This is a genomic window from Micromonospora sp. CA-240977 (assembly GCF_050942285.1).
In the GTDB taxonomy this organism is placed as follows: Bacteria; Actinomycetota; Actinomycetes; order Mycobacteriales; family Micromonosporaceae; genus Micromonospora.
On the sequence record NZ_CP192055.1, the window covers coordinates 7,313,938 to 7,333,900 of the forward strand.

The window sequence follows — 19,963 nt, forward strand, 5'->3', positions numbered from 1 at the left end:
GTCGGCGGACGGCGCATCGGCGGACGGCGCGTCGGACGCGGCGCCCTCGCCACCCTCGCCGGCCTCGCCGGCGCGGTGGCTGCCACCCCGCGCCTCCTTGGTGGGCGCGGTGGCGGCACGCCTGCCGGAGCCGCGCGTCGCCAACAGCACGCCGCCGACGATCAACAGCAGACCGAGCGCTCCGAGCGTGACCGGCCCCCACAGACGTACCAGCTGAATGGACCGCGCGTTGTCCGCGGCGCGCTCGGCACTGGCGACCACAGTCGCCTCGTTGTAGCGGAAGTCGGCGTTCAGCAGCACCGTCGGCGTGCCCACGTCCGGCACCAGCACCTTCCGCGGCTGGTCGCGGAGATCCACGTACGCGCCGGTGACGGGCTCCACCCAGAACGTCCGCGTGTTGCTGTACATGAGTCGGGCGGTCTTGGCCCCGGGGGCGAAGCGCGCCAACAGCAGCTTCAGGCTGCTGTCGGCCACCACCAACTGCGCTTCGGGAACCGTCTGCTCGAAGCGGTAGGCCTCGACCCCGCGCACCTTGGCGACCTCTTTGAACTGCGCCGGGACCGTCTTGCGAATCTCACGGTCGTAGACCGGATAGTCCTTCTTTTCGGTGCCGAACGGGAACTTGTAGACCTGGCCCGAGTAGTTCGCGGGTTGCTCGGTGCCGTCATCGAGCCAGGCCGGGTCCCACTTGGCGGCGGCGCCGCTAACCCGGTCAATGGCGAGTTCGGTGCTGTACTCGCTAATAATCTCGTCGTTGTCGATGCGCCTCACCGACTGGAACACATCCCAGACAACGGCCTTGTCCTTCAGCTCACCGGTCATCTTCTCGTCGGTGGTCTTCGGCTGCGGGACGACCTCCACAGTCGACCGGAGCGCCCCCCGCTCGACATTCGCCGCGCCCGCCTTGATCTGGAGGAACTCGGCGTTCGCCGACTCGGCCACGGACTCCGACCGCTCCAGGTCGTACGGCAGCTGACTGACCAGGGGCGCGACGTACAGTGGCAGCCCCACAGCGGCGACAGCCAGCAGGACGCCAAGGCCAAAAAGCGCGGCGCCGACAATCCTCTTCACTGCTCCTCCTTCGATGACAAGGCGAAAAGGCGCCAGCCAGCCAAGCGCTGAAGACATCGACGTCACGAGTGGACGCCTCTGGCATGGCGGCACGTTACTCTCCAGTCACCTCTCTCCGCGACCCCCGGGAAGCTTGATGTTCACTGCGTCTTCCGCCCCTGCGCTTCCGCGTCTGCCGGCCCTCGACGGGGTGCGGGTAATCGGTGCTGCCGCGGTGATTGCCCAACACGTCGGATTCATCACTGGCGTCACGACCAGGGAAACCTGGGGCGGCTGGATCGCCATGATGGATTTCGCGGTCGCGCTCTTCTTCACCCTCTCGGGCTTCCTGCTTTTCCGCCCGTGGGCGCGCGCGGTCGCCACCGGTTCCGCGACGCCGGGCACCCGACGCTTCTATTGGAAACGTGCCGTTCGGATCCTGCCGGCGTACTGGCTCGCGGTCGTCGTCTGCCTCACGGTGCTTCCGGAGCAGGGCGTCGCTCCGGCGGGCGACTGGCTGCGGCACCTCACCTTCACCCAGATCTACGAGCACGCACAGATCAGACCCGGCCTGGGTCAGACCTGGAGCCTCGCCACCGAGGTGGTCTTCTACCTGGTGCTGCCGTTGGCGGCAGCGGCACTCGTGGGGAGGCGGTGGAGGCCCGCCCGGACGGTGGCGCTGGCGGGCATCGGCCTGGCGATCACGGTGGGGTGGATCGCCGCGATGGGGGTGGGCCTCCTGGACACCGGCCTGCACATCATGTGGTTCCCGTCGTACGCGCTGTGGTTCGCCGCGGGCATCGTGCTCGCCACGATCCATGTGGCCCTCCGGACGTCGACGGCCCCCCGCTCGTGGCATGTCTTCGACCAGCTCGGCTCCGCGCCACTGGCCTGTTGGGGCATCGCGCTCGGGCTGCTCGCGGTGGCCAGCACCTCGGTCACCGGGCCGAGGGGTGTGGCCGCCCCGACGGCCGGGCAGTTCGCCGCGCAGCTCGGGCTCTACGCCGGCGTCGCGGTAATGATCATGATCCCCCTCGTGTTCGGCCCGGCCACGCTGATGTCGCTGGCCCTCGGTAGCGCGCCGGTCCGCTGGCTCGGCACGCTCTCCTACGGGATGTTCCTCTGGCACCCGCTGGTGCTCGAACTGATCTTCCGAATCGAGGGCCGCGCCTACTTCACCGGCAACCCGTTGCGGATCTACGCGCTCACCGTCGGCGGTGCGATCACGTTCGCGGCGATCAGCTACTACGTCGTCGAGCGACCTGCGCTGCGCTGGGCAGCGGCGACCGGGAAACCTCGCGCGGGCAGGGCGACCGAGCACCAGAGGGCGGTGACCGCGGCCAGCGCCGCCAACTGAGGTGCCGCGGACGTGTGCGGGAGGGGATCGACGAGCGAGATCCACCCCGCCGCGCCGAAGCAGAGGACCGGGAGCAGCCATCCCACCAGCCGACTGATCCGACGGAGCCTTCGCAGCTCACTACGGTGTAAGTGCGGCGCGAGCAACCCGAGAGCGACGAGCACCGCCACTCCGACCGTCGCCAGTACGACCGCCCAGATCCCACCGAAGCTCACCAGCGCCGCAGCACCGACGACGCCGGGCAGCAGCCATCCCCGCCGGCGTCGGCCAGGGGCGGCCGCGAGCGGTTTCGGCGGGCGGCGCGACGGCAGCACCGCGAGCAGCAGCACGATCCCGAGCAGCGCCGCGCCAGCCACCAGGCCAGCCCGGTAGGTACGGTCCGGCGTGAAGCGGAGGACGAGATCCCCGCCCACATCGGGCGGCAGCAACCAGCCCTGTTGCCATCCGTCGAGCACGATGGGTGTCAGCCGCTGTCCCGCGATGGTGGCCTGCCAACCAGGGTTCTCGTTCTCCCGTACCGCGAGGACTGTCCCACCCGGGTGTGCCGCTACGTGCAGCCGTCGTTCCGTCGCCGACCAGCGGTCGATGCGCACCGGGCTCGGCGTCGCGACCGGGCCGGTGCGGCCGGCCGGCTCCAGCACCAGCCTCGTCGGTGTGGCCAGGTCACTGCCGGCCGCCACCACCCGCAGCTCGCCGGCCGGCAGCGCCAGCGGCTTCGACACCTTCTCGCCACACACCGTGGCCGGTACCTCCCGGAGTTCCAGCAGCTCCCGCCGGCTCGCCGTGACGGATGTGCGCAGCTGCCTGCCGGCGACCTGAAGCGTTGGTCCGCTGCCGCAGGGCAGCGCGACGCGCGCATCGAGGTTCACCCCGATCGGTGGCCCGAGGGGCAGGGTGTTCACCTCGCCGATGCCCAGCGGCAGTCGCTCGGACGTGCCCCTGTACGGGTCGAAGCTCTTCACCGAGGTGTTCGTGCGGAAGAGGATCGTGATCTCGTCGGTGCGCAACGGCCGGTCGAACCTGACCAGCCCGTCCTTGCCGACAGTGCCCGAACGCACGCCGCCGTCGCCGATGACGGTGACTCGCCAGGGGCGCGCGCGGGCGACCGAATCCGCCGACGACAACCGCAGACCGTTGATCGTGCGGGTGGTGAGCCAGTTGAGTTTCAGCCACGGCCCCTCGTCCTCGCTCGCCGGCAGCCAGGCCGTGGCGGGATCACCGTCGAGGACCGCGCCGGGTCGGGCCACCGGGTCGGGTACCGCGCTGGACGAGGCGGTGGCCCGGGGCGGCAGGGTCAGCGGCCAGGACTTCGCTACTTCCGCGTCGAGCAGGGCGCTGAGCTGCGGGCCGGCCTTCGGTCGCGCCCAGATCGTCGGCGCGTACGAGGCACCGACCGGCAGGGTCACCGTCCGGTCGAGCTGACCGCCGTCCTCCGACTCCCGACCCACGCCGGATCCGCACCGCGGCACGTCGTCGACGAAGAAGCAGGAGTCGACAGCCGGCGATGAGGTGAGCACCACGGTGGCGGGTTGCTGGGTGCCGGGGCTCGGCGGCGTGACAAGTGTCCGTGCGGCCCGGAGCCCGGGAATCTCCAGCTCCGCGATGCCGACCCGACCCTGCCCGGTCCGGATCGACCACGCCGCTTCGATGGTGACCCTGATCCGGGTGCTGGAATGCACGCCGGGCAGCCGCACGCTCACCGTCGGATCGAACGACTCGACGGTGACCTGCTCGACGCCGCTGCGGACGGTGACCTTCGTGGGCAACGCGTCCGCTTCCGTGTCGAAACGCAGCCGCACCTCGGAGATCTTCCTGGGCTCGGCGAGCTCGACCTCCAGCCACTGGCGGGTGGGGGCGGTGGGGGCGGTGCGCCACGAGGTGGACGGGTCGCCGTCGACCGCCGCGAACGGCAGGTGAGCGGGGCGGGATCCGGTCAGTGGGTGCGCCTGCGACCAGGAGCTGGACGCGGTGACCCCGTTGATCCCGACATAGCGCGCCACAGTGGCGTACTCGTCTCCCCAGGCCGGCAGGTAGTCGCGCGCGACCTCCCGGAGCAGCGACCGCGTGTCGGCTTCGGTGGTGGCCGACGCGTTGTCGTGCAGCAGGCCGAAGCTCACCTCTCGACGACGCATCCCGTCGGTCAGCAGCACCGGTCCCAGAGCCGAACCGGACGGCAGATCACCGGCGAGCACCGTCGGTGCCGCGTCGAGGCTGCCGGCTGCGGCGACGTCCAGCAGCGACTCCGGTCCGCCGACCACCGTCGAGATCGCTGTGGCGTCGTACGCGACCACGGGCTCGACGACCCGCTGGACCTCGTACACCTCCAGCGCGCGGGTCGGCACGTCCAGGCCCTGGTCCCGATAGCCGCCGAAAGCCGAACCGCCACCGATCATCGGGCCGAAGGCGGCGACGAGTCGCAGCCCGGGACTTCGGGCGATGGCCTGCCGGACCTGCAACGGGCGGGCGGCCTTGGACGCTCCGTAGTCGAGGTCCGACCGGAACAGGACGTACCGCACGCCGGACCGGGAGAGCAGATCGGCAAGGCCGGCGGAACCGGCGCCGGTGCTCAGCACCGACTCGACGGCGTCGAGGAGCCGGATCGTCGTCGGTGGGGTGAGCGGGATCGAGTTGCGCACCGCCCAGGAGCTCTTCAGCAGCGGCTGGGTCATCTCGTCGGCCGGACTGCCCCACTGGTAGTCGGGGAAGCGAGCGGCGGGCGCCACCAGCACACGGTCGCGCCCGAGGTTGTCGTCCAGCCAACTACCGGCGGCCTGCCAGTAACCGGGGACGCTGTCGAAACTGCCCTTGATCGGCAGCTGGCCGGCGAGGGCCGGGCTCGCGATGGCGGCGATCCCGGTCAGCGCGACCACCTTCACCACGATCGCCCGCTTCCGCGCCGAGTGCCATCGCCGGCCGGCCACTGCGGCGGTGCGGGCCAGCACGCCGAGCAGGTGAGCCAGGCCGAGGATCAGCGGCAGCCGCACCACCACGTCGAACTTGTGCACGTTGCGCAGCGGTGCGCCCGCGCGGTCGAGGAAGGACCGTTGCGACTCGGCGAAGAGGCCGTCCACGGCGGCGACGTGCCCCATGCCGACCAGGGCGATGCCGACGAGCAGGCCGGTGACGAGGAACCGCCGGTGCGGCATCCCGCTTCGGGCCAGGCCGGCGAGACCGAGGCCGGCTACCACGATGGTGGCGACGACAAGTGGGCCGACGGTGGCGAGTTGGGCGCCGGCTTCCCAGGACCGGCCGAAGGCGAGCCAGTGCGACGCCCCGCGCATCGTCGTGACGAGATCGGTCACCCTGGTGGTCACCGGGGCCGTCTCGATGTAGTCGAGGAACGGCGGACTGTATCGGCCGAGCACCAGCAGCGGCACCAACCACCAGGCGGTCGCGGCGCCCACCGCCACGCCCCACGCGCCGAGTGCGACGAGGCGACGCCGCATCGGCCGCAGGGTCGCCAACCACAGCACCGCCAACGGTACGACGGCGAGCACGGCCGTGGCGTTGACGCCGCCGGCGCAGGCCACGGCCAGTGCGGACCAGGCGACGGCCCGGCGCAGCGAGGCGCCGCGGGCCAGTCCGATCAGGGGGACGAGCACCCAGGGGGCGATCGCGCTGGGCCAGGCCTCGACCGAGATCGGGCCGAGTTCGGTGACGATCCGGGGGGAGAGGGCGAACGCGACCCCCGCGATGAGCCGGGCGGCCGGCGTGCCGATGGCCAGTCGTTCGGCAAGCGTGACGACTCCGACGCAGGCGACGCACATCAGCAGTGCCCACCAGAGCCGTTGCACCACCCAGGCGGGCACACCGATGGCATCGCCGCCCGCGAAGAATGGTCCCATCGGCCATAGATAGCCGTACGACTGGTTCTGCAGTTGACCGAACGTCCCCGCTGGATTCCAGACGTGCAATGAGCGTTCGAGCCATCCGACGGGATTTGTCGCGAGATCTATCTTGGTGTCCATCACGATCTTGCCGGGTTCCTGAAGGAACGCCAACGCCGTGAGTGCGACGCAGACGCATGCTGCCCGCAATCGCCACACCACCGAGGAAGCACCTTCCGGCGCCGAACCTTCCGCCGGCTGCGGTGCCTCGCGCATTTCGCCTCTCCCGTCTGCTGCTTGCCGCCTGGCGCACACATAGGACCGACGCGTCAACCCATTGCGGGTTCCGACACGAGCGCCTTAAGGTGGCGCGATCGCGAACACTACTCGGCAGTAGGAGCAGCGGGTGCAGACCCTCGACGGCCCCGGACAGCACGTACTGTTCCTCAACTGGCGCGACACGCGCAATCCGGAAGGCGGAGGTTCGGAGGTCTACGTCGAGCGCATCGCCGAAGAGTTGATAGCGCACGGTCACCGCGCCACGCTATTGTGCGCCAACCATCCGGGCGCACCCGGCGAGGAGACGACGGACTCCGGTTTACGGATTCTCCGTCGGGGCGGTCGGCACACCGTTTACCTGCGAGCCGCCCTGGCCTATCTCGCCGGGCTGGCCGGGTTCGGCCCACTGCGGGCGCGATCGCTCGGCCGCCCCGACCTGATCGTCGACGTGTGCAACGGGCTGCCCTTCCTGTCCCCGCTGTACGCACGCTGCACCGTCGTCATCCTCGTGCACCACGTCCACCGTGAGCAGTGGTCGGTGGTCCTCGGGGCCTGGGGCGCCCGCATCGGGTGGTGGATCGAGTCGAGCTTCGCGAAGCGCGTCTACCGGCGGTGCCGTTACGTCACCGTCTCGGCCGCCACCCGCAACGAACTGGCAGCACTCGGCGTCGACCCGGGTCGCGTCACGGTGGTATACAACGGCACGCCGGAATTGACGCCCGACACCGCCCCCCGTACCCCTTATCCCTCCCTCCTGGTGCTGTGCCGGCTCGTGCCCCACAAGAGGGTGGAGATTGCCCTGGAAGCGGTGGCACAACTGGCCGGGGAATTCCCCACCCTGCGGCTGACCATCGCCGGCCAGGGCTGGTGGGAAACGCGACTACGCGACCTCGTGGACAAATTGGACATCAGTGATCGGGTGCATTTCGCCGGCTTCGTGTCCGAGTCGGAGAAGCACGAATTACTCTGCTCGACATGGGTCGCCCTGACCCCTTCCCTGAAAGAGGGATGGGGCCTGACGATCGTCGAGGCGGCCGCAGTCGGCACGCCAACCGTGGCGTTTCATGAAGCGGGCGGCGTCACCGAGGCAATCGTCGCCGGAGAAACCGGCCTACTCGCCCATGACACCGCTGACTTCATCGCACAGGTACGAAGTCTGCTGGCCGACGACGTTTTCCGGCACGACATGGGAAAGGCGGCACAGTCGCACGCCGCCGGCTTTTCCTGGTCTACGTCGGGAAACCGTTTCGCCGACCTTGTCCGGGCCGTGACCGACGACGGGCCGAAGGTGGCGGCAGGCTACCTGGCGCCGTAGTGCTGCGGGTCGCCGGTGTCGTCGGAGGTGCTCGCGGCGGTGCCCGACGAAACGACGAGCTGCTGCGTCATGGCACCCAGCGCCACCACCGCCAGCACCGCACCGACCACTGCGGCCAGCATCAAGGTAAGCGGCTTCGGCATCAGGACCCCTCCTCCATCGACATGCGTGGCGGCACGTTACCACGCAGTAGAGCGCCGCGACAGGCTCACGATCGCGAACAGGAGCATCGTCAGAGCGCAGCCGAGGCTCAGGATCAGGGGCCACCCGGCGCGCTGCCCCACCCCGGCCGGCGACATCGTCGGGTTCCGGTACAGCGTCAGCTCCGCACCACTGTGGACGACCTGGAGCCCCTCCAGCACCTGCGGCGGGACCGACCCTCCCGAGCGGTGCTGCACCACGACCCAGCGCAGGTCGCTGCCCGCCAGCGGGCGCCCTTCGGCGAGCGTCGCACGCAGGTGTGCCACCCGGCCGCTCTCCCCGTCCACCGTCCGGTCACCGACGAGAAGGGTGTCGTCGGTGACCACCTCCACCGGGAGGTAACGCGCCAACGGATCGATCACCACGGTGCCGTGGTTCCACAGGTACGACCGGTACATGCTCATCGGCAGCGAGAGAGCCGGTCCCGGTTCCTCGGCGACCGCCCGCGCGACGATCGACCACTCCGATGGGTACCGGACCGGTTGCAACCGGCCGGCGACCCCAAAGGCCAGATCCGGGAGGACCGCCACCGGCAGCAGCACCAGCCCGATCAGGACCAGGCGATCCGCGGGCTGCCGGAGCCGGGCTGCCGCTCGTTCCCCGCCCAGCGCGGCGCAGAGCACCAGGCACAGCGCGTACGGGATGAGGAGCTTCTGACCGTCGCGGAGCAGACCGGCTCCGGGCACCTCCGTCACCAGCCAGCGCAGCGCGGCCGCGCCGCCGGGCAGCACCGCGACGGCGGCGACCACGAACGAGCCGATCGACAGCACGCCCAGCCGGGCCGCCACCCCCGCCGGCCAACGATCGCGCAGCACCGCGAAGCCGAGGGCGGCGAGAACGAGCAGCCCGACCGTGACCACCGGGACGAGCACGGCCCCCCGACTGGCCGGGGTGGTCAGCGAGTTCCAGATCCCACCCGTGCCGGCGAGCGAGACGAGGGGGCCGGCCCAGTTCTCACCGCGAGCGGCGAAGGCCGCCACACCATCGGCATCCGAGCGACCACCGGCGGTGGTCACCGCGGCCGCGACCAGCCACGGCAGGTTGAGCGCGGCCACCGCACCCACCGCCGCGCCGCACGCACGCCTACCTGGCCCACCCCGGCCCAGCAGAAGGACCGACACCGTGGTCAGGGCCAGCAGGCCACCGGTGGGAGTGATCGCCGCGGCACCGGCCGCCACAATCAGCCGCGGCAGCGCCCCGGGTCGACCCTCGCGCAGCCCGATCAAGGCCCGGACCAGCCAGGGCAGTGCGGCGTACGTCAGCAGCAGACCCCACTGTCCCAGCAGCAGCCGTTCGGCAAGGAACGGCGTCCAGGCGTACCCGATGGCCGCGACGAGGCGGGTCAGCTCACGTCGCGCCGGCACCAGACGGCCCGCGCCCACCACGGCGAACCAGATGATCGCGATGAGCACGATCCGCTGCAGCAGCCAGCCGGGCACCGCCACGCTGAGCAGCGACACCACAGCGTCCTGCGGCACCGCACGCGGGAGCGCGTCGCCCGAGGCGAACAGATCCCATCGCAGCGGCTGCCGGGGGACGAACACCATGTCGTAGCGCAGCACGTAGCCCGGTCGGGCCAGCGGCGCCAACACGAGGAGCGCGGTGACCAGGGCGGCGACGTGCAGCCGCAGCCGCCCGAGTCGATCAGCGCTTACGGAGGACAAGGACCAGGTTCCAGGTGAGGATCTCGCGTACGCCGGGCACTCGGACCACTCCCTTGGCCCAGGCTGGCAGGTAGCGCGGCATGATGTCGACGACCTCCGCCTCGGACTGTTGCCGGGCCCAGCGGAGCATGTCCCCGACCGAGACGGCGTACATGCTCTCGCCGAAGACGTTCTTCGGCCGCCGGCCCTGCCTGCGTTCGTACCGTCGCGCCGCACGGTGGCCGCCCAGGTAGTGCCAGGGCGATGTTTCGTGACCGCCCCAGGGCGACAGCCAGTTGGTGAAGGACAGGAAGATCGTGCCACCGGACCGGGTCACCCGGAGCATCTCGTCGGCCATGACGTACGGCTGCGGCACGTGTTCCAGCACGTTGGAGGAGAAGCAGACGTCGACCGCACCGGAACGAACGGGCAGGTCGAGGGCACTACCGAGCACACCGCCGGGTACGACCTCACCTCGCGCGGACATCTCGCCAGCGTCGGCATCCACACAGACGATCCGCGCCCCGGCCCGGGTCAGGGCCTCGGCGAAGTAGCCGGCACCCCCTCCGACGTCCAGGACGACGGCACCCGCCAGGTCGGCGTACGTCTGGAGTTGGTCGGCGGTGTCCCGCGCGAGCAGGCCGTAGAAGAAGTCGGGGTCGGTCTGCTCCTTGCGGAACGCACGGAACAGGCGCACCGATCGTGCCAGGTCGGCACGGTGGGCACCGGGGAGCTTCACGCGTGGCTCCTATGTGTGGGCCAGGACGGGACGGTGTGCTGGCGACGCCGGGACATCGTGCAGGGGTGAGACCCCGCCCCGACCCGGTGGCGCGGGGAGACGTTAGCCCGTCCGTGGACGCAGGTCGACCGGCCGGACGGACCTACTGGCGCCCCGCGCCGTGCCCCTCGTCTCGGTACCCTGTGTGCGCCCGAAGGTTGGCCCACCCTGTCGCCCCCACCGCGGCGGGGAGAAGTGGAGTCAGACGGCCGGTATGAGAGGCACCAGCGCACCGGCTTCCGGCGCGGGTCGGATGGCGGTGACCGGCGGCGCCGTGATGGTAGCGGCGACCCTGACCAACGGGCTGGCCTATCTGGTTCCCATGCTCGGTGCCCGCCACCTCACCGCCGCCGACCTCGGCGCCATGGCGACCGTGCAGGCTCTCGCCGCCATCGCGGGCGTTGCCGGCGCGGGTCTCCAGACCGCCGTCGCCGTCCATCGGGCACGGCATCCGCACGCTCCCACCGCACGCGTCACCATCAGCACGGCGGCGGTCACCGCGGGTGTTCTGGTCGCGGCCATTCCCCTGATCGTCACGAGCCTGCACCTACCGGTCGAGGTGGTGGCCCTGCTGGTGGGCATGACGCCGCCCGTCGTCCTGGCCGCCAGGTGGCTCGGCGAGTTGCAGGGGGACCAGCGTTTCCTGCGTCTGGCGCTGGGCATGGGTGTGCTGGCCATCGGGCGCTACGGCGGTGTGATCGGCGGGCTCGCGCTCGGCGCTGGCCTGGTCGGCTCGTTGCTGACCGGTCTCGTCTGCTGCTACGTCGCCCTGCCGATCCTGCGGCTGGTCGCCGGGCCGGCAGCCCCGGTGACCGACACTGGGCGGCCCGCTGAGGGGTCCGCGTCCGGCGGGTCGACGCTGGGGCTGAGGCAGGTCGTCACGGCCAGTAGCGCCACCCTGGCGATGCTTGTCGCGTCGTACGCCGATCTCATCCTGGCCCGGCAGTTGCTGACGCCGGCCGAGTCCGGCGCCTATTCGGTCGGGACCGTGCTCACCAAGGGGGCGCTCTGGGCGCCGCAGGTGGTCACCGTGCTGGCCCTTCCCCGGATGGCCCGCCAGGACGGCAGGACCCGGCGGGCCGCCTGGGCCGTCGTCGGGGCGTGCGGTGCCGTCCTGGTCATCACCTCCGCGCTGGCCGGCGGTCTCGCCTTCCGGTTCGCCGGTGGGCAGGACTACGCCACCCTCGGCAGGTACGCGCCGGTCTTCGCCGCCACCGGCGCCTGCTACGCGCTCGCCTTCGTGCTGGTCAACGCGCAGATCGCGAGCGGGGCGCGCTGGCCCTCGGTGCCGCTCTGGGTGGCGGCGGGTGGGCTCGTGCTCGTGGCGGTCTTCGTGGCACCGCACACCTTCGCCGGCATCATGTGGACCGCCACCGGCACCGCCGCGGCCGCCGCGCTCGCCCTGGCGATCGTCGTCCGCGTCACGACGACACGGCGCAGCCCATCGGCCGGGCCGGTGCCGCTGCCCGTCGGCCCCCCGGACCTGGCCGGCCAGGTCAGCCGATTTCCCGCCGGAACAGTACCGAATTGACGTACCGCGGCCGGGGGAGCACGACCCGTCGCACGAAGCTCTGGTGTATCCGCGCCAACGCGTCGCGCTGGTGGCCACGGAGGTCGAAGTCAGCGAGCGGCAGCCAGTCGCGCTCGGGCAGCACGTAGCCGCGGTAGCCCCACCCGGTCAGCAGGTCGATGATCGGGGCGACCGGTTGGACCCGCTCCTCCACCTCCACCAGCAGCACCGGACCGTCTCGGCGAATCGTCTCGGCCGCACCGCGCAACGTCGGCAGCTCGTGCCCCTCGACATCGATCTTCAGGAACCGCACGTCGTCGAGGCCGAGGCCGTCGATCGTGACCCGCGCAACGGTCACGGAGCGACCGGCACCGTACTCGAGCGACGACGTGCCCACCGCGGGGCCGTTCTCCGGCAGGAACAGCTCGGCGCTGCCCTCGTGGTCGGACGCCACCGCGCGGACGACCCGCACCTCGGGAAAGGCGTGCGCGATACTGCGCGCGAGCACCTCGTTGGGCTCGATGGCGACGACGTGGTCGGCAAGCATGCGCATGCGTCGGGTCCACGGCCCGTACCAGGCGCCGACATCGAGCGCGGTGCCGCCCTTCGGCATGAACTCGGCCAGGTGCGCCAGCTCCGGCTCGACCCGGGGGTAGACCGCGCGGATGGCCCCTGCCACAGCGCGCTCGGGCAGCAGTGACGCGAGGTGCGAACTCACTGCGGTCAGCAGACCGGTCGAGGGCGGCATGAGCGCAAAGGGTACGGGTCGGCGACACACCTGAACAGCTGGCCGTACTACCGAGTAACAACAGCCCGACCGGTCAGGATCCCGCAGCCAACCAGTCTTCGAGAAGGCGGTGGTCGATCGCGTCCAGCCGCCCGAGCGTACGGCCGGAAGCCACCCGCTTCCGCAGCTCCGCCCGGGTGAACCAGCGCGCCTCCAGCAACTCCTCGCCGTCGACGCGTACCTCGTCGGACGTGGCGGTGGCCCGGAAGCCCACCATCAGGCCGGCGGGGAACGGCCACGCCTGCGACCCCTGGTAGGTCACGTCGGTGACGGTCACGCCCGCCTCCTCGGCCATCTCCCGACGGACCGCGTCCTCCAGGCTCTCGCCGACCTCCACGAAGCCGGCCAGCGTCGAGAACGCGTCCTCGGCGGCACCGGCGTGCCGGGCCAGCAGGCAGCGCCCCGGCGGCCCGGGCGCCTCGACCAGCACGATGATCGCCGGTTCGATCCGGGGGAAGAGGAGACGCCCACACTCGCCGCCGGTGCAGGTACGCATGTGCCCGCCGCCGTCCGCGGCGGTCGGCGCCCCGCACGCACCGCAGTAGCGCTGCTGGCGGTGCCAGTGCAGCAGACCCCTGGCGTACGCCTGGACTGCCGCGTCGCCCGGTTCGAGCCGCCCGACCAGCGCCCGCACGTCGACGGAACGTGCCGCGCCGGCCATCTCGACGGCGGCCCGTTCGGGAAGTGCGGACAGGTCCACGGCAAACACGGCAACGTCACCGTCGAGTCCCAGGAAGACCGTCTCGCCCGCGGCGGACCGGACGAGCGACGCCCGCTCCGCGGTGAGCCGGACCGGCCCGTCCGCGTCGACGAGACAGCGGTCCTGCCACAACGCCAACACGACCGTGGTCGGCTCGGCGAGCAGGGCGCTGATCCGAGTCGGATCGGTGCGCAGGGGGGCCGCCCGGTCCAGCCAACCGCCGCCGTACGCCAACACCCGCTCCGCAGTGTCCACCCGGCTACCGTGCCACGTCTGTGGTCCGCCACCGGCACCGCCCCCGCGGTCCGACGACACGCCGCACGACACGCGGTAGCAGCACCGGACAGGCGCAGCCGCAAGGAGGGCCGGGCATTCGTTACCGTAGGTGCCTCCGGGAGGGCGTACCTCCCGCGGCACCCTGGCGATCGAGGTTGCAGTGACGCTGTACGGCGAAAAGAGTCCCCCCGCCGACGACCGGCCCACCGTGCAGGTCACCGCTGTCACCTGGCCGGACGACGGACCGGTGACGACCTCCGCGCCCGGCGAGCCGGCGGGCGGCCCGAGCCGGCCCCGCCGGGTCCGGATGCTGCTCGCCGCCGGCGTCACCGGTGGCGTGCTCGCCGCCGTGGCGGGTGCCGGGGCCTGGGCCTATGCCGGTGACGTTCCCCGCGGCACCACCGTGCTCGGCACCGAGCTGGGCGGCCGGAGCCGCGCGGACGCCGATCGGGAGTTGCGGGCGGAGCTGGACCGGCGGGCGGCGGCTCTCGCCGGCCCGTTGAAGATCACCATCGACGGGCGGACCGCCGAGATCAACCCCGCCGATGTGGGGTTGGTCGTCGACGTGCCGGCGACGGTCGCGGCAGCGGCTGCGGCCGACGCGCACCCGGTCAGCCGCCTGGTCGGCTCCCGCACTGTCGACCCGGTGGTCACCGTCGACGTGGCCCGGTTGGACGACGCCCTCCGTAGGGTGCTCGGCGACCAGGCCCAGGGGATGACGATGCCGGCAATCACCTACCAGGGCACCACGCCGAAGGTCGTGCAGCCCAAGCCGGGGTTGGCCCTGGACCCGGAACGTTCGGCCGAGGTGGTTCGCGCCGGCTGGCTGGCCGGCACCCCGGTCACCGTGCCCTTGGTGGAGAGCCACCCGGCGACCACCCCGGAGGAGCTGGACCGGCTGGTCACCGAGTTGGCCAAGCCGGCGGTCGCCGCACCGGTCACCCTGCGTACCGACAAGGGCTCGGCGCAGATCCCGCCGGCCGCCATCGCGAAGAGCCTGCGATTCACCGCCGACAAGACCGGCAAGCTGACCCCATCGGTGGACGTCAAGCGGCTGCGGGCGGCGCTCGGCAACACCCTGGCCGCCATCGAGGTGCCGCCGAAGAACGCCACGATGACCATCTCCGGTGGCCGGCCCACCACCACCGAAGGGCGACCGGGTCAGCAGCTGGACACGGCGACCCTGGGTCGGGACCTACTGGCGGTACTCCCGAAGGCCGACGGCCGCGAGGTGACCGGTGAGCTGAAGCCGACGCCACCGGAGCTGACCGTCGAGAAGCTGGCCGGACTGGGCATCAAGGAGCGGGTGTCCACCTTCACCACCCGCTTCACCGGCGGCATGGCCTCGTCGCGCAGCCAGAACATCGCGACCATCGCAAAGCAGGTGGACGGCGCTGTCGTCCTGCCCGGAAAGACGTTCTCGTTGAACGGCCACACCGGCGAGCGCGGCTACGCCCAGGGCTACCGGGACGCTCCGGTCATCCTCGGCGGCAAGCTCGTGCCGGGCGTCGGCGGCGGCACCTCACAGTTCACCACGACACTGTTCAACGCGACCTACTACGCCGGGCTGGAGGACGTCGAACACAAGCCCCACTCGTACTGGTTCGACCGTTACCCGGCGGTCATCGAGTCGACGATCTTCTGGCCGGACCTGGACTTCAAGTTCCGTAACAACACCGAGTACGGCGTCCTCATCGACACCTCGTACACGTCGAGCACGATCACCGTGTCGATCTGGAGCACGAAGATCTACGACAGCGTGAAGACGGAGTACGGGCCGCGTCGCAACATCACCGCGCCAAAGCTGATCCACCTGGAGCCCGGCCCCTCGTGCATCGAGACCAATGGCATCAACGGCTTCACCCAGGACGCCTTCCGGGTCATCAAGAAAGCCGGCGCGGTGGTCAAGCGGGAGAAGTTCACCTGGCGCTACGACGCGGAACCCCGCTACGTCTGCGGTCCGAAGCCCTCCTGATTTCACCGGCTCTGGGACCTACCCAGGCCCGGGGTCTAACCCGGCCCGCTCTGGGTTTCATCCCCAGGTCTGAGGTTGGGCTTGCTTGGGGTCAGCCCTGCTCTGGGGTTGGCTCGGCGGCGATGTCGCCGCGCCTGTTGCGCCTGCCACCCTGTGGTGGCGTCGGCACCGTCCGAGATTCCTGCACCCGGATCTCGGCCCGGAACCGGTGTGCCGCCGGATGCCATATCTCCTCGAACGGGCCCATGACCTCGCCACCGATGCCACGACTGCGCACCCGGGACGCGAGCCACCAGAGGATCCCGAGAACCGCCGCCACGCATCCCGCGAACACCAGGAATATCAGGACGTCTGCCACACGCCGAGCCTAGCCGCGGGCGTCATTACCCGGGGAAGGCTGCGCCCTCCTCCGGACAGGCCCACGCCGCCCATCGCGGGCCGGGCGCTTAGCGCTCACCGCGGCCTGGCGCGTAGCGCTCATCGCCCGCCTGGTCTGTGGTTGATCGACTCGGTTTCCGGGATATCGGGGCGTCCCCTACCTGTTGATGCCCCGGTTTCCAGGAATCCGAGTCGATCAGCCCAGGGCGTCGGCGTCCCGGCGGATCGGGCGGCGCAGGGCGGCCGGTGGTCGGCGCGGGCCGCCGATGGCCTGGTGGAGTGGTGGAGTGGTGGAGTGGTGGAGTGGTGGTCGCTCCGCCGGGACGAGGGCCTGCGGAAACGCAGAAAGGGCCACCCTGTTGGGTGACCCTTTCTGGAAAGATTGTCCGGCGGCGTCCTACTCTCCCACACCCTCACGAGTGCAGTACCATCGGCGCTGGAGGGCTTAGCTTCCGGGTTCGGAATGTAACCGGGCGTTTCCCCTCCGCCATGACCGCCGTAACTCTATCGACATGTCAAACAACACCACACAGTGGTCTGTTGTTCGTTTATCGAGAGTTGCACAGTGGACGCGTAGCAGCTTAGTAGTCAAGTCCTCGGCCTATTAGTACCGGTCAACTGAACCCGTTACCGGGCTTACATTTCCGGCCTATCAACCCAGTCGTCTAGCTGGGGGCCTTACCCCACCAAGGTGGGTGGGATACCTCATCTTGAAGCAGGCTTCCCGCTTAGATGCTTTCAGCGGTTATCCCTTCCGAACGTAGCTAACCAGCCGTGCCCTTGGCAGGACAACTGGCACACCAGAGGTTCGTCCGTCCCGGTCCTCTCGTACTAGGGACAGCCCTTCTCAAGTATCCTACGCGCACGGCGGATAGGGACCGAACTGTCTCACGACGTTCTAAACCCAGCTCGCGTACCGCTTTAATGGGCGAACAGCCCAACCCTTGGGACCTGCTACAGCCCCAGGATGCGACGAGCCGACATCGAGGTGCCAAACCATCCCGTCGATATGGACTCTTGGGGAAGATCAGCCTGTTATCCCCGGGGTACCTTTTATCCGTTGAGCGACACCGCTTCCACTCGCAAGTGCCGGATCACTAGTCCCGACTTTCGTCCCTGCTCGACCTGTCAGTCTCACAGTCAAGCTCCCTTGTGTACTTGCACTCAACACCTGATTGCCAACCAGGCTGAGGGAACCTTTGGGCGCCTCCGTTACCTTTTAGGAGGCAACCGCCCCAGTTAAACTACCCACCAGACACTGTCCCTGAACCGGATAACGGTCCGAAGTTAGATACCCAAATCAACCAGAGTGGTATTTCAAGATTGCCTCCACCCATACTGGCGTATGGACTTCACCGGCTCCCACCTATCCTACACAAGCTAATTCGAGTACCAATGTCAAGCTATAGTAAAGGTCCCGGGGTCTTTCCGTCCTGCCGCGCGTAACGAGCATCTTTACTCGTACTGCAATTTCGCCGGGCCTGTGGTTGAGACAGTGGGGAAGTCGTTACGCCATTCGTGCAGGTCGGAACTTACCCGACAAGGAATTTCGCTACCTTAGGATGGTTATAGTTACCACCGCCGTTTACTGGCGCTTAAGTTCTCCGCTTCGCCCCCGAAAGAGCTAACAGGTCCCCTTAACGTTCCAGCACCGGGCAGGCGTCAGTCCATATACATCGAATTACTTCTTCGCATGGACCTGTGTTTTTAGTAAACAGTCGCTTCCCCCTGCTCTCTGCGGCCATACAACGCTCCACCCGCGCGGGGCTTCACGTCTCCGGCCCCCCTTCTCCCTAAGTTACGGGGGCAATTTGCCGAGTTCCTTAACCACAGTTCGCCCGATCGCCTCGGTATTCTCTACCTGACCACCTGTGTCGGTTTGGGGTACGGGCCGCTAAGAACTCGCTAGAGGCTTTTCTCGGCAGCATAGGATCACTGACTTCACCTGAATCGGCTCGGCATCACGTCTCAGCCTATGTGTGTTGCGGATTTGCCTACAACACGGCCTACACGCTTACCCCGGCACAACCACCGGCCGGGCTCAGCTACCTTCCTGCGTCACCCCATCGCTTGACTACTACCCATCAGGTTCCCAGCCTCCCTCAGCTCAGTCCGAAGACCTCACCAAGTTCGGGTGGTTAGCACAACGAGGTTCGTCAGGGACGCTCTTTCGCGGGTACGGGAATATCAACCCGTTGTCCATCGACTACGCCTCTCGGCCTCGCCTTAGGTCCCGACTCACCCAGGGCGGATTAGCCTGGCCCTGGAACCCTTGGTCATCCGGCGGAAGGGTTTCTCACCCTTCTTTCGCTACTCATGCCTGCATTCTCACTCGTGCCGCGTCCACAACTGGGTCACCCCGCTGCTTCACTCGCGGCACGACGCTCCCCTACCCATCCACACACCTGCACAAGGAATCAAGTCCAAGCGAGGATAAAATGTGAATGCCACAGCTTCGGCGGTGTGCTTGAGCCCCGCTACATTGTCGGCGCGGAACCACTTGACCAGTGAGCTATTACGCACTCTTTAAAGGGTGGCTGCTTCTAAGCCAACCTCCTGGTTGTCTATGCGACCCCACATCCTTTTCCACTTAGCACACGCTTAGGGGCCTTAGCTGGTGATCTGGGCTGTTTCCCTCTCGACTACGAAGCTTATCCCCCGCAGTCTCACTGCCGCGCTCTCACTTACCGGCATTCGGAGTTTGGCTGATTTCGGTAAGCTTGTGGGCCCCCTAGACCATCCAGTGCTCTACCTCCGGCAAGAAACACGCGACGCTGCACCTAAATGCATTTCGGGGAGAACCAGCTATCACGGAGTTTGATTGGCCTTTCACCCCTAACCACAGGTCATCCCCCAATTTTTCAACATTGGTGGGTTCGGCCCTCCACGCGGTCTTACCCGCGCTTCAGCCTGCCCATGGCTAGATCACTCCGCTTCGGGTCTAGGACACGCGACTGAATCGCCCTATTCAGACTCGCTTTCGCTACGGCTCCCCCACACGGGTTAACCTCGCCACATGCCACTAACTCGCAGGCTCATTCTTCAAAAGGCACGCCGTCACCCCGCAAGGCTCCGACGGATTGTAGGCGAACGGTTTCAGGTACTATTTCACTCCCCTCCCGGGGTACTTTTCACCATTCCCTCACGGTACTTGTCCGCTATCGGTCACCAGGAAGTATTTAGGCTTACCAGGTGGTCCTGGCAGATTCACGGCAGATTTCAGGGGTCCGCCGCTACTCGGGAACACCCACAGAAGGTCAGCAACTTTCACCTACCGGACTCTCACCGTCTACGGTCAGCCATTCCAGACTGTTCGACTAGCCACTGACTTTGTAACTTCTCGAACAAGTGTCAGCTTGTTCAGCAGGGTCCCACAACCCCGACCACGCAACCCCTGACAGGTATCACACGCAGCCGGTTTAGCCTCGATCCGCTTTCGCTCGCCACTACTCACGGAATCACTAAATTGTTTTCTCTTCCTGCGGGTACTGAGATGTTTCACTTCCCCGCGTTCCCTCCACACACCCTATGTGTTCAGGTGTGGGTGACACCACATGACTGGTGCCAGGTTTCCCCATTCGGACACCCTGGGATCACAGCTTGGTTGACAGCTCCCCCAGGCCTATCGCGGCCTCCCACGTCCTTCATCGGCTCCTGGTGCCAAGGCATTCACCGTTCGCCCTTGACAACTTGACCACAAAGATGCTCGCGTCCACTGTGCAATTCTCAACAAACGACCAACCCACAACCCGATCCGCCCCACACCAGCACCACCACAGTGATCGGTATGTGAGGCCAGGCCATGCCTGGCAACCTCGTGCGACGCTCACGCCACACTCAAGGCTCTGAAACAACAACCCATGGTTGTTCTTTCAGGACCCAACAGG

Annotated in this window: 11 protein-coding genes, 2 rRNA genes and 1 pseudogene; 4 read left to right on the top strand and 10 right to left on the bottom strand. The window is 68.5% G+C overall.

All coding sequences use genetic code 11. From position 1 onward, the window contains the following. Positions 1-63: 63 nt before the first annotated feature. Positions 64-1,071 (bottom strand): annotated as a pseudogene (locus tag ACQPWW_RS33370) (DUF3068 domain-containing protein); the annotation flags it as partial. Positions 1,072-1,207: 136 nt separating this feature from the next. Here ACQPWW_RS33370 and ACQPWW_RS33375 point away from each other — a divergent pair. Next, complete coding sequence (locus ACQPWW_RS33375) at positions 1,208-2,407, top strand: acyltransferase family protein (RefSeq protein ID WP_433127769.1); 1,200 nt, start codon at positions 1,208-1,210, stop codon at positions 2,405-2,407. Here ACQPWW_RS33375 and ACQPWW_RS33380 read toward each other — a convergent pair. Next, positions 2,296-6,510 carry an alpha-(1->3)-arabinofuranosyltransferase gene (locus ACQPWW_RS33380; protein ID WP_433127770.1) on the bottom strand — a complete coding sequence of 1,405 codons (4,215 nt, stop codon included), beginning with the start codon at positions 6,508-6,510 and terminating at the stop codon, positions 2,296-2,298. The genes ACQPWW_RS33375 and ACQPWW_RS33380 overlap by 112 nt on opposite strands. Positions 6,511-6,640: 130 nt before the next feature. Here ACQPWW_RS33380 and ACQPWW_RS33385 point away from each other — a divergent pair, with 130 nt between their 5' ends. Continuing rightward, the gene (locus tag ACQPWW_RS33385) at positions 6,641-7,828 is read left to right on the top strand and encodes a glycosyltransferase family 4 protein (protein WP_433127771.1); all 1,188 of its coding nucleotides are present in this window, start codon (positions 6,641-6,643) and stop codon (positions 7,826-7,828) included. Here ACQPWW_RS33385 and ACQPWW_RS33390 read toward each other — a convergent pair. From ACQPWW_RS33390 to ACQPWW_RS33400, 3 genes are read right to left on the bottom strand one after another with little or no spacing between them, the layout of a single operon-like run. Then, positions 7,813-7,971 carry a hypothetical protein gene (locus ACQPWW_RS33390; protein ID WP_433127772.1) on the bottom strand — a complete coding sequence of 53 codons (159 nt, stop codon included), beginning with the start codon at positions 7,969-7,971 and terminating at the stop codon, positions 7,813-7,815. The genes ACQPWW_RS33385 and ACQPWW_RS33390 overlap by 16 nt on opposite strands. Positions 7,972-8,007: 36 nt before the next feature. Continuing rightward, a complete protein-coding gene (locus tag ACQPWW_RS33395) occupies positions 8,008-9,693 on the bottom strand; it encodes a hypothetical protein (protein ID WP_433127773.1) in 1,686 nt (561 codons plus the stop codon). Next, on the bottom strand, positions 9,674-10,411 hold the full coding sequence (locus ACQPWW_RS33400) for a class I SAM-dependent methyltransferase (RefSeq protein WP_433127774.1): 738 nt from the start codon (positions 10,409-10,411) through the stop codon (positions 9,674-9,676). Before ACQPWW_RS33400 ends, ACQPWW_RS33395 begins: the two co-directional genes overlap by 20 nt. Before the next feature lie 253 nt (positions 10,412-10,664). Here ACQPWW_RS33400 and ACQPWW_RS33405 point away from each other — a divergent pair, with 253 nt between their 5' ends. Next, positions 10,665-11,981, top strand: a complete 1,317-nt coding sequence (locus ACQPWW_RS33405) for a lipopolysaccharide biosynthesis protein (protein ID WP_433127775.1) — start codon at positions 10,665-10,667, stop codon at positions 11,979-11,981. Here ACQPWW_RS33405 and ACQPWW_RS33410 read toward each other — a convergent pair. Next, positions 11,947-12,708 carry an FkbM family methyltransferase gene (locus ACQPWW_RS33410; RefSeq protein ID WP_433127776.1) on the bottom strand — a complete coding sequence of 254 codons (762 nt, stop codon included), beginning with the start codon at positions 12,706-12,708 and terminating at the stop codon, positions 11,947-11,949. The two genes, ACQPWW_RS33405 and ACQPWW_RS33410, sit on opposite strands and share 35 nt — an antisense overlap. A 73-nt stretch (positions 12,709-12,781) precedes the next feature. Next, positions 12,782-13,702 carry an NAD(+) diphosphatase gene (nudC, locus tag ACQPWW_RS33415; protein ID WP_433127777.1) on the bottom strand — a complete coding sequence of 307 codons (921 nt, stop codon included), beginning with the start codon at positions 13,700-13,702 and terminating at the stop codon, positions 12,782-12,784. 181 nt (positions 13,703-13,883) lie between these two features. Between nudC and ACQPWW_RS33420 the strand changes: the two genes are divergently transcribed. Beyond that, the gene (locus ACQPWW_RS33420) at positions 13,884-15,698 is read left to right on the top strand and encodes a VanW family protein (RefSeq protein ID WP_433127778.1); all 1,815 of its coding nucleotides are present in this window, start codon (positions 13,884-13,886) and stop codon (positions 15,696-15,698) included. Between the two features lie 91 nt (positions 15,699-15,789). Here the strand turns inward: ACQPWW_RS33420 and ACQPWW_RS33425 are convergent, their stop codons facing one another. The 3 genes from ACQPWW_RS33425 to ACQPWW_RS33435 all read right to left on the bottom strand — a co-directional run bounded on the left by ACQPWW_RS33425 (position 15,790) and on the right by ACQPWW_RS33435 (position 19,772). Then, complete coding sequence (locus ACQPWW_RS33425; protein ID WP_433127779.1) at positions 15,790-16,056, bottom strand: hypothetical protein; 267 nt, start codon at positions 16,054-16,056, stop codon at positions 15,790-15,792. A gap of 404 nt (positions 16,057-16,460) precedes the next feature. Next, positions 16,461-16,577 (bottom strand): 5S ribosomal RNA (gene rrf / locus ACQPWW_RS33430). 83 nt (positions 16,578-16,660) lie between these two features. Next, a 23S ribosomal RNA gene (locus ACQPWW_RS33435) occupies positions 16,661-19,772 on the bottom strand. Positions 19,773-19,963: the final 191 nt, after the last annotated feature.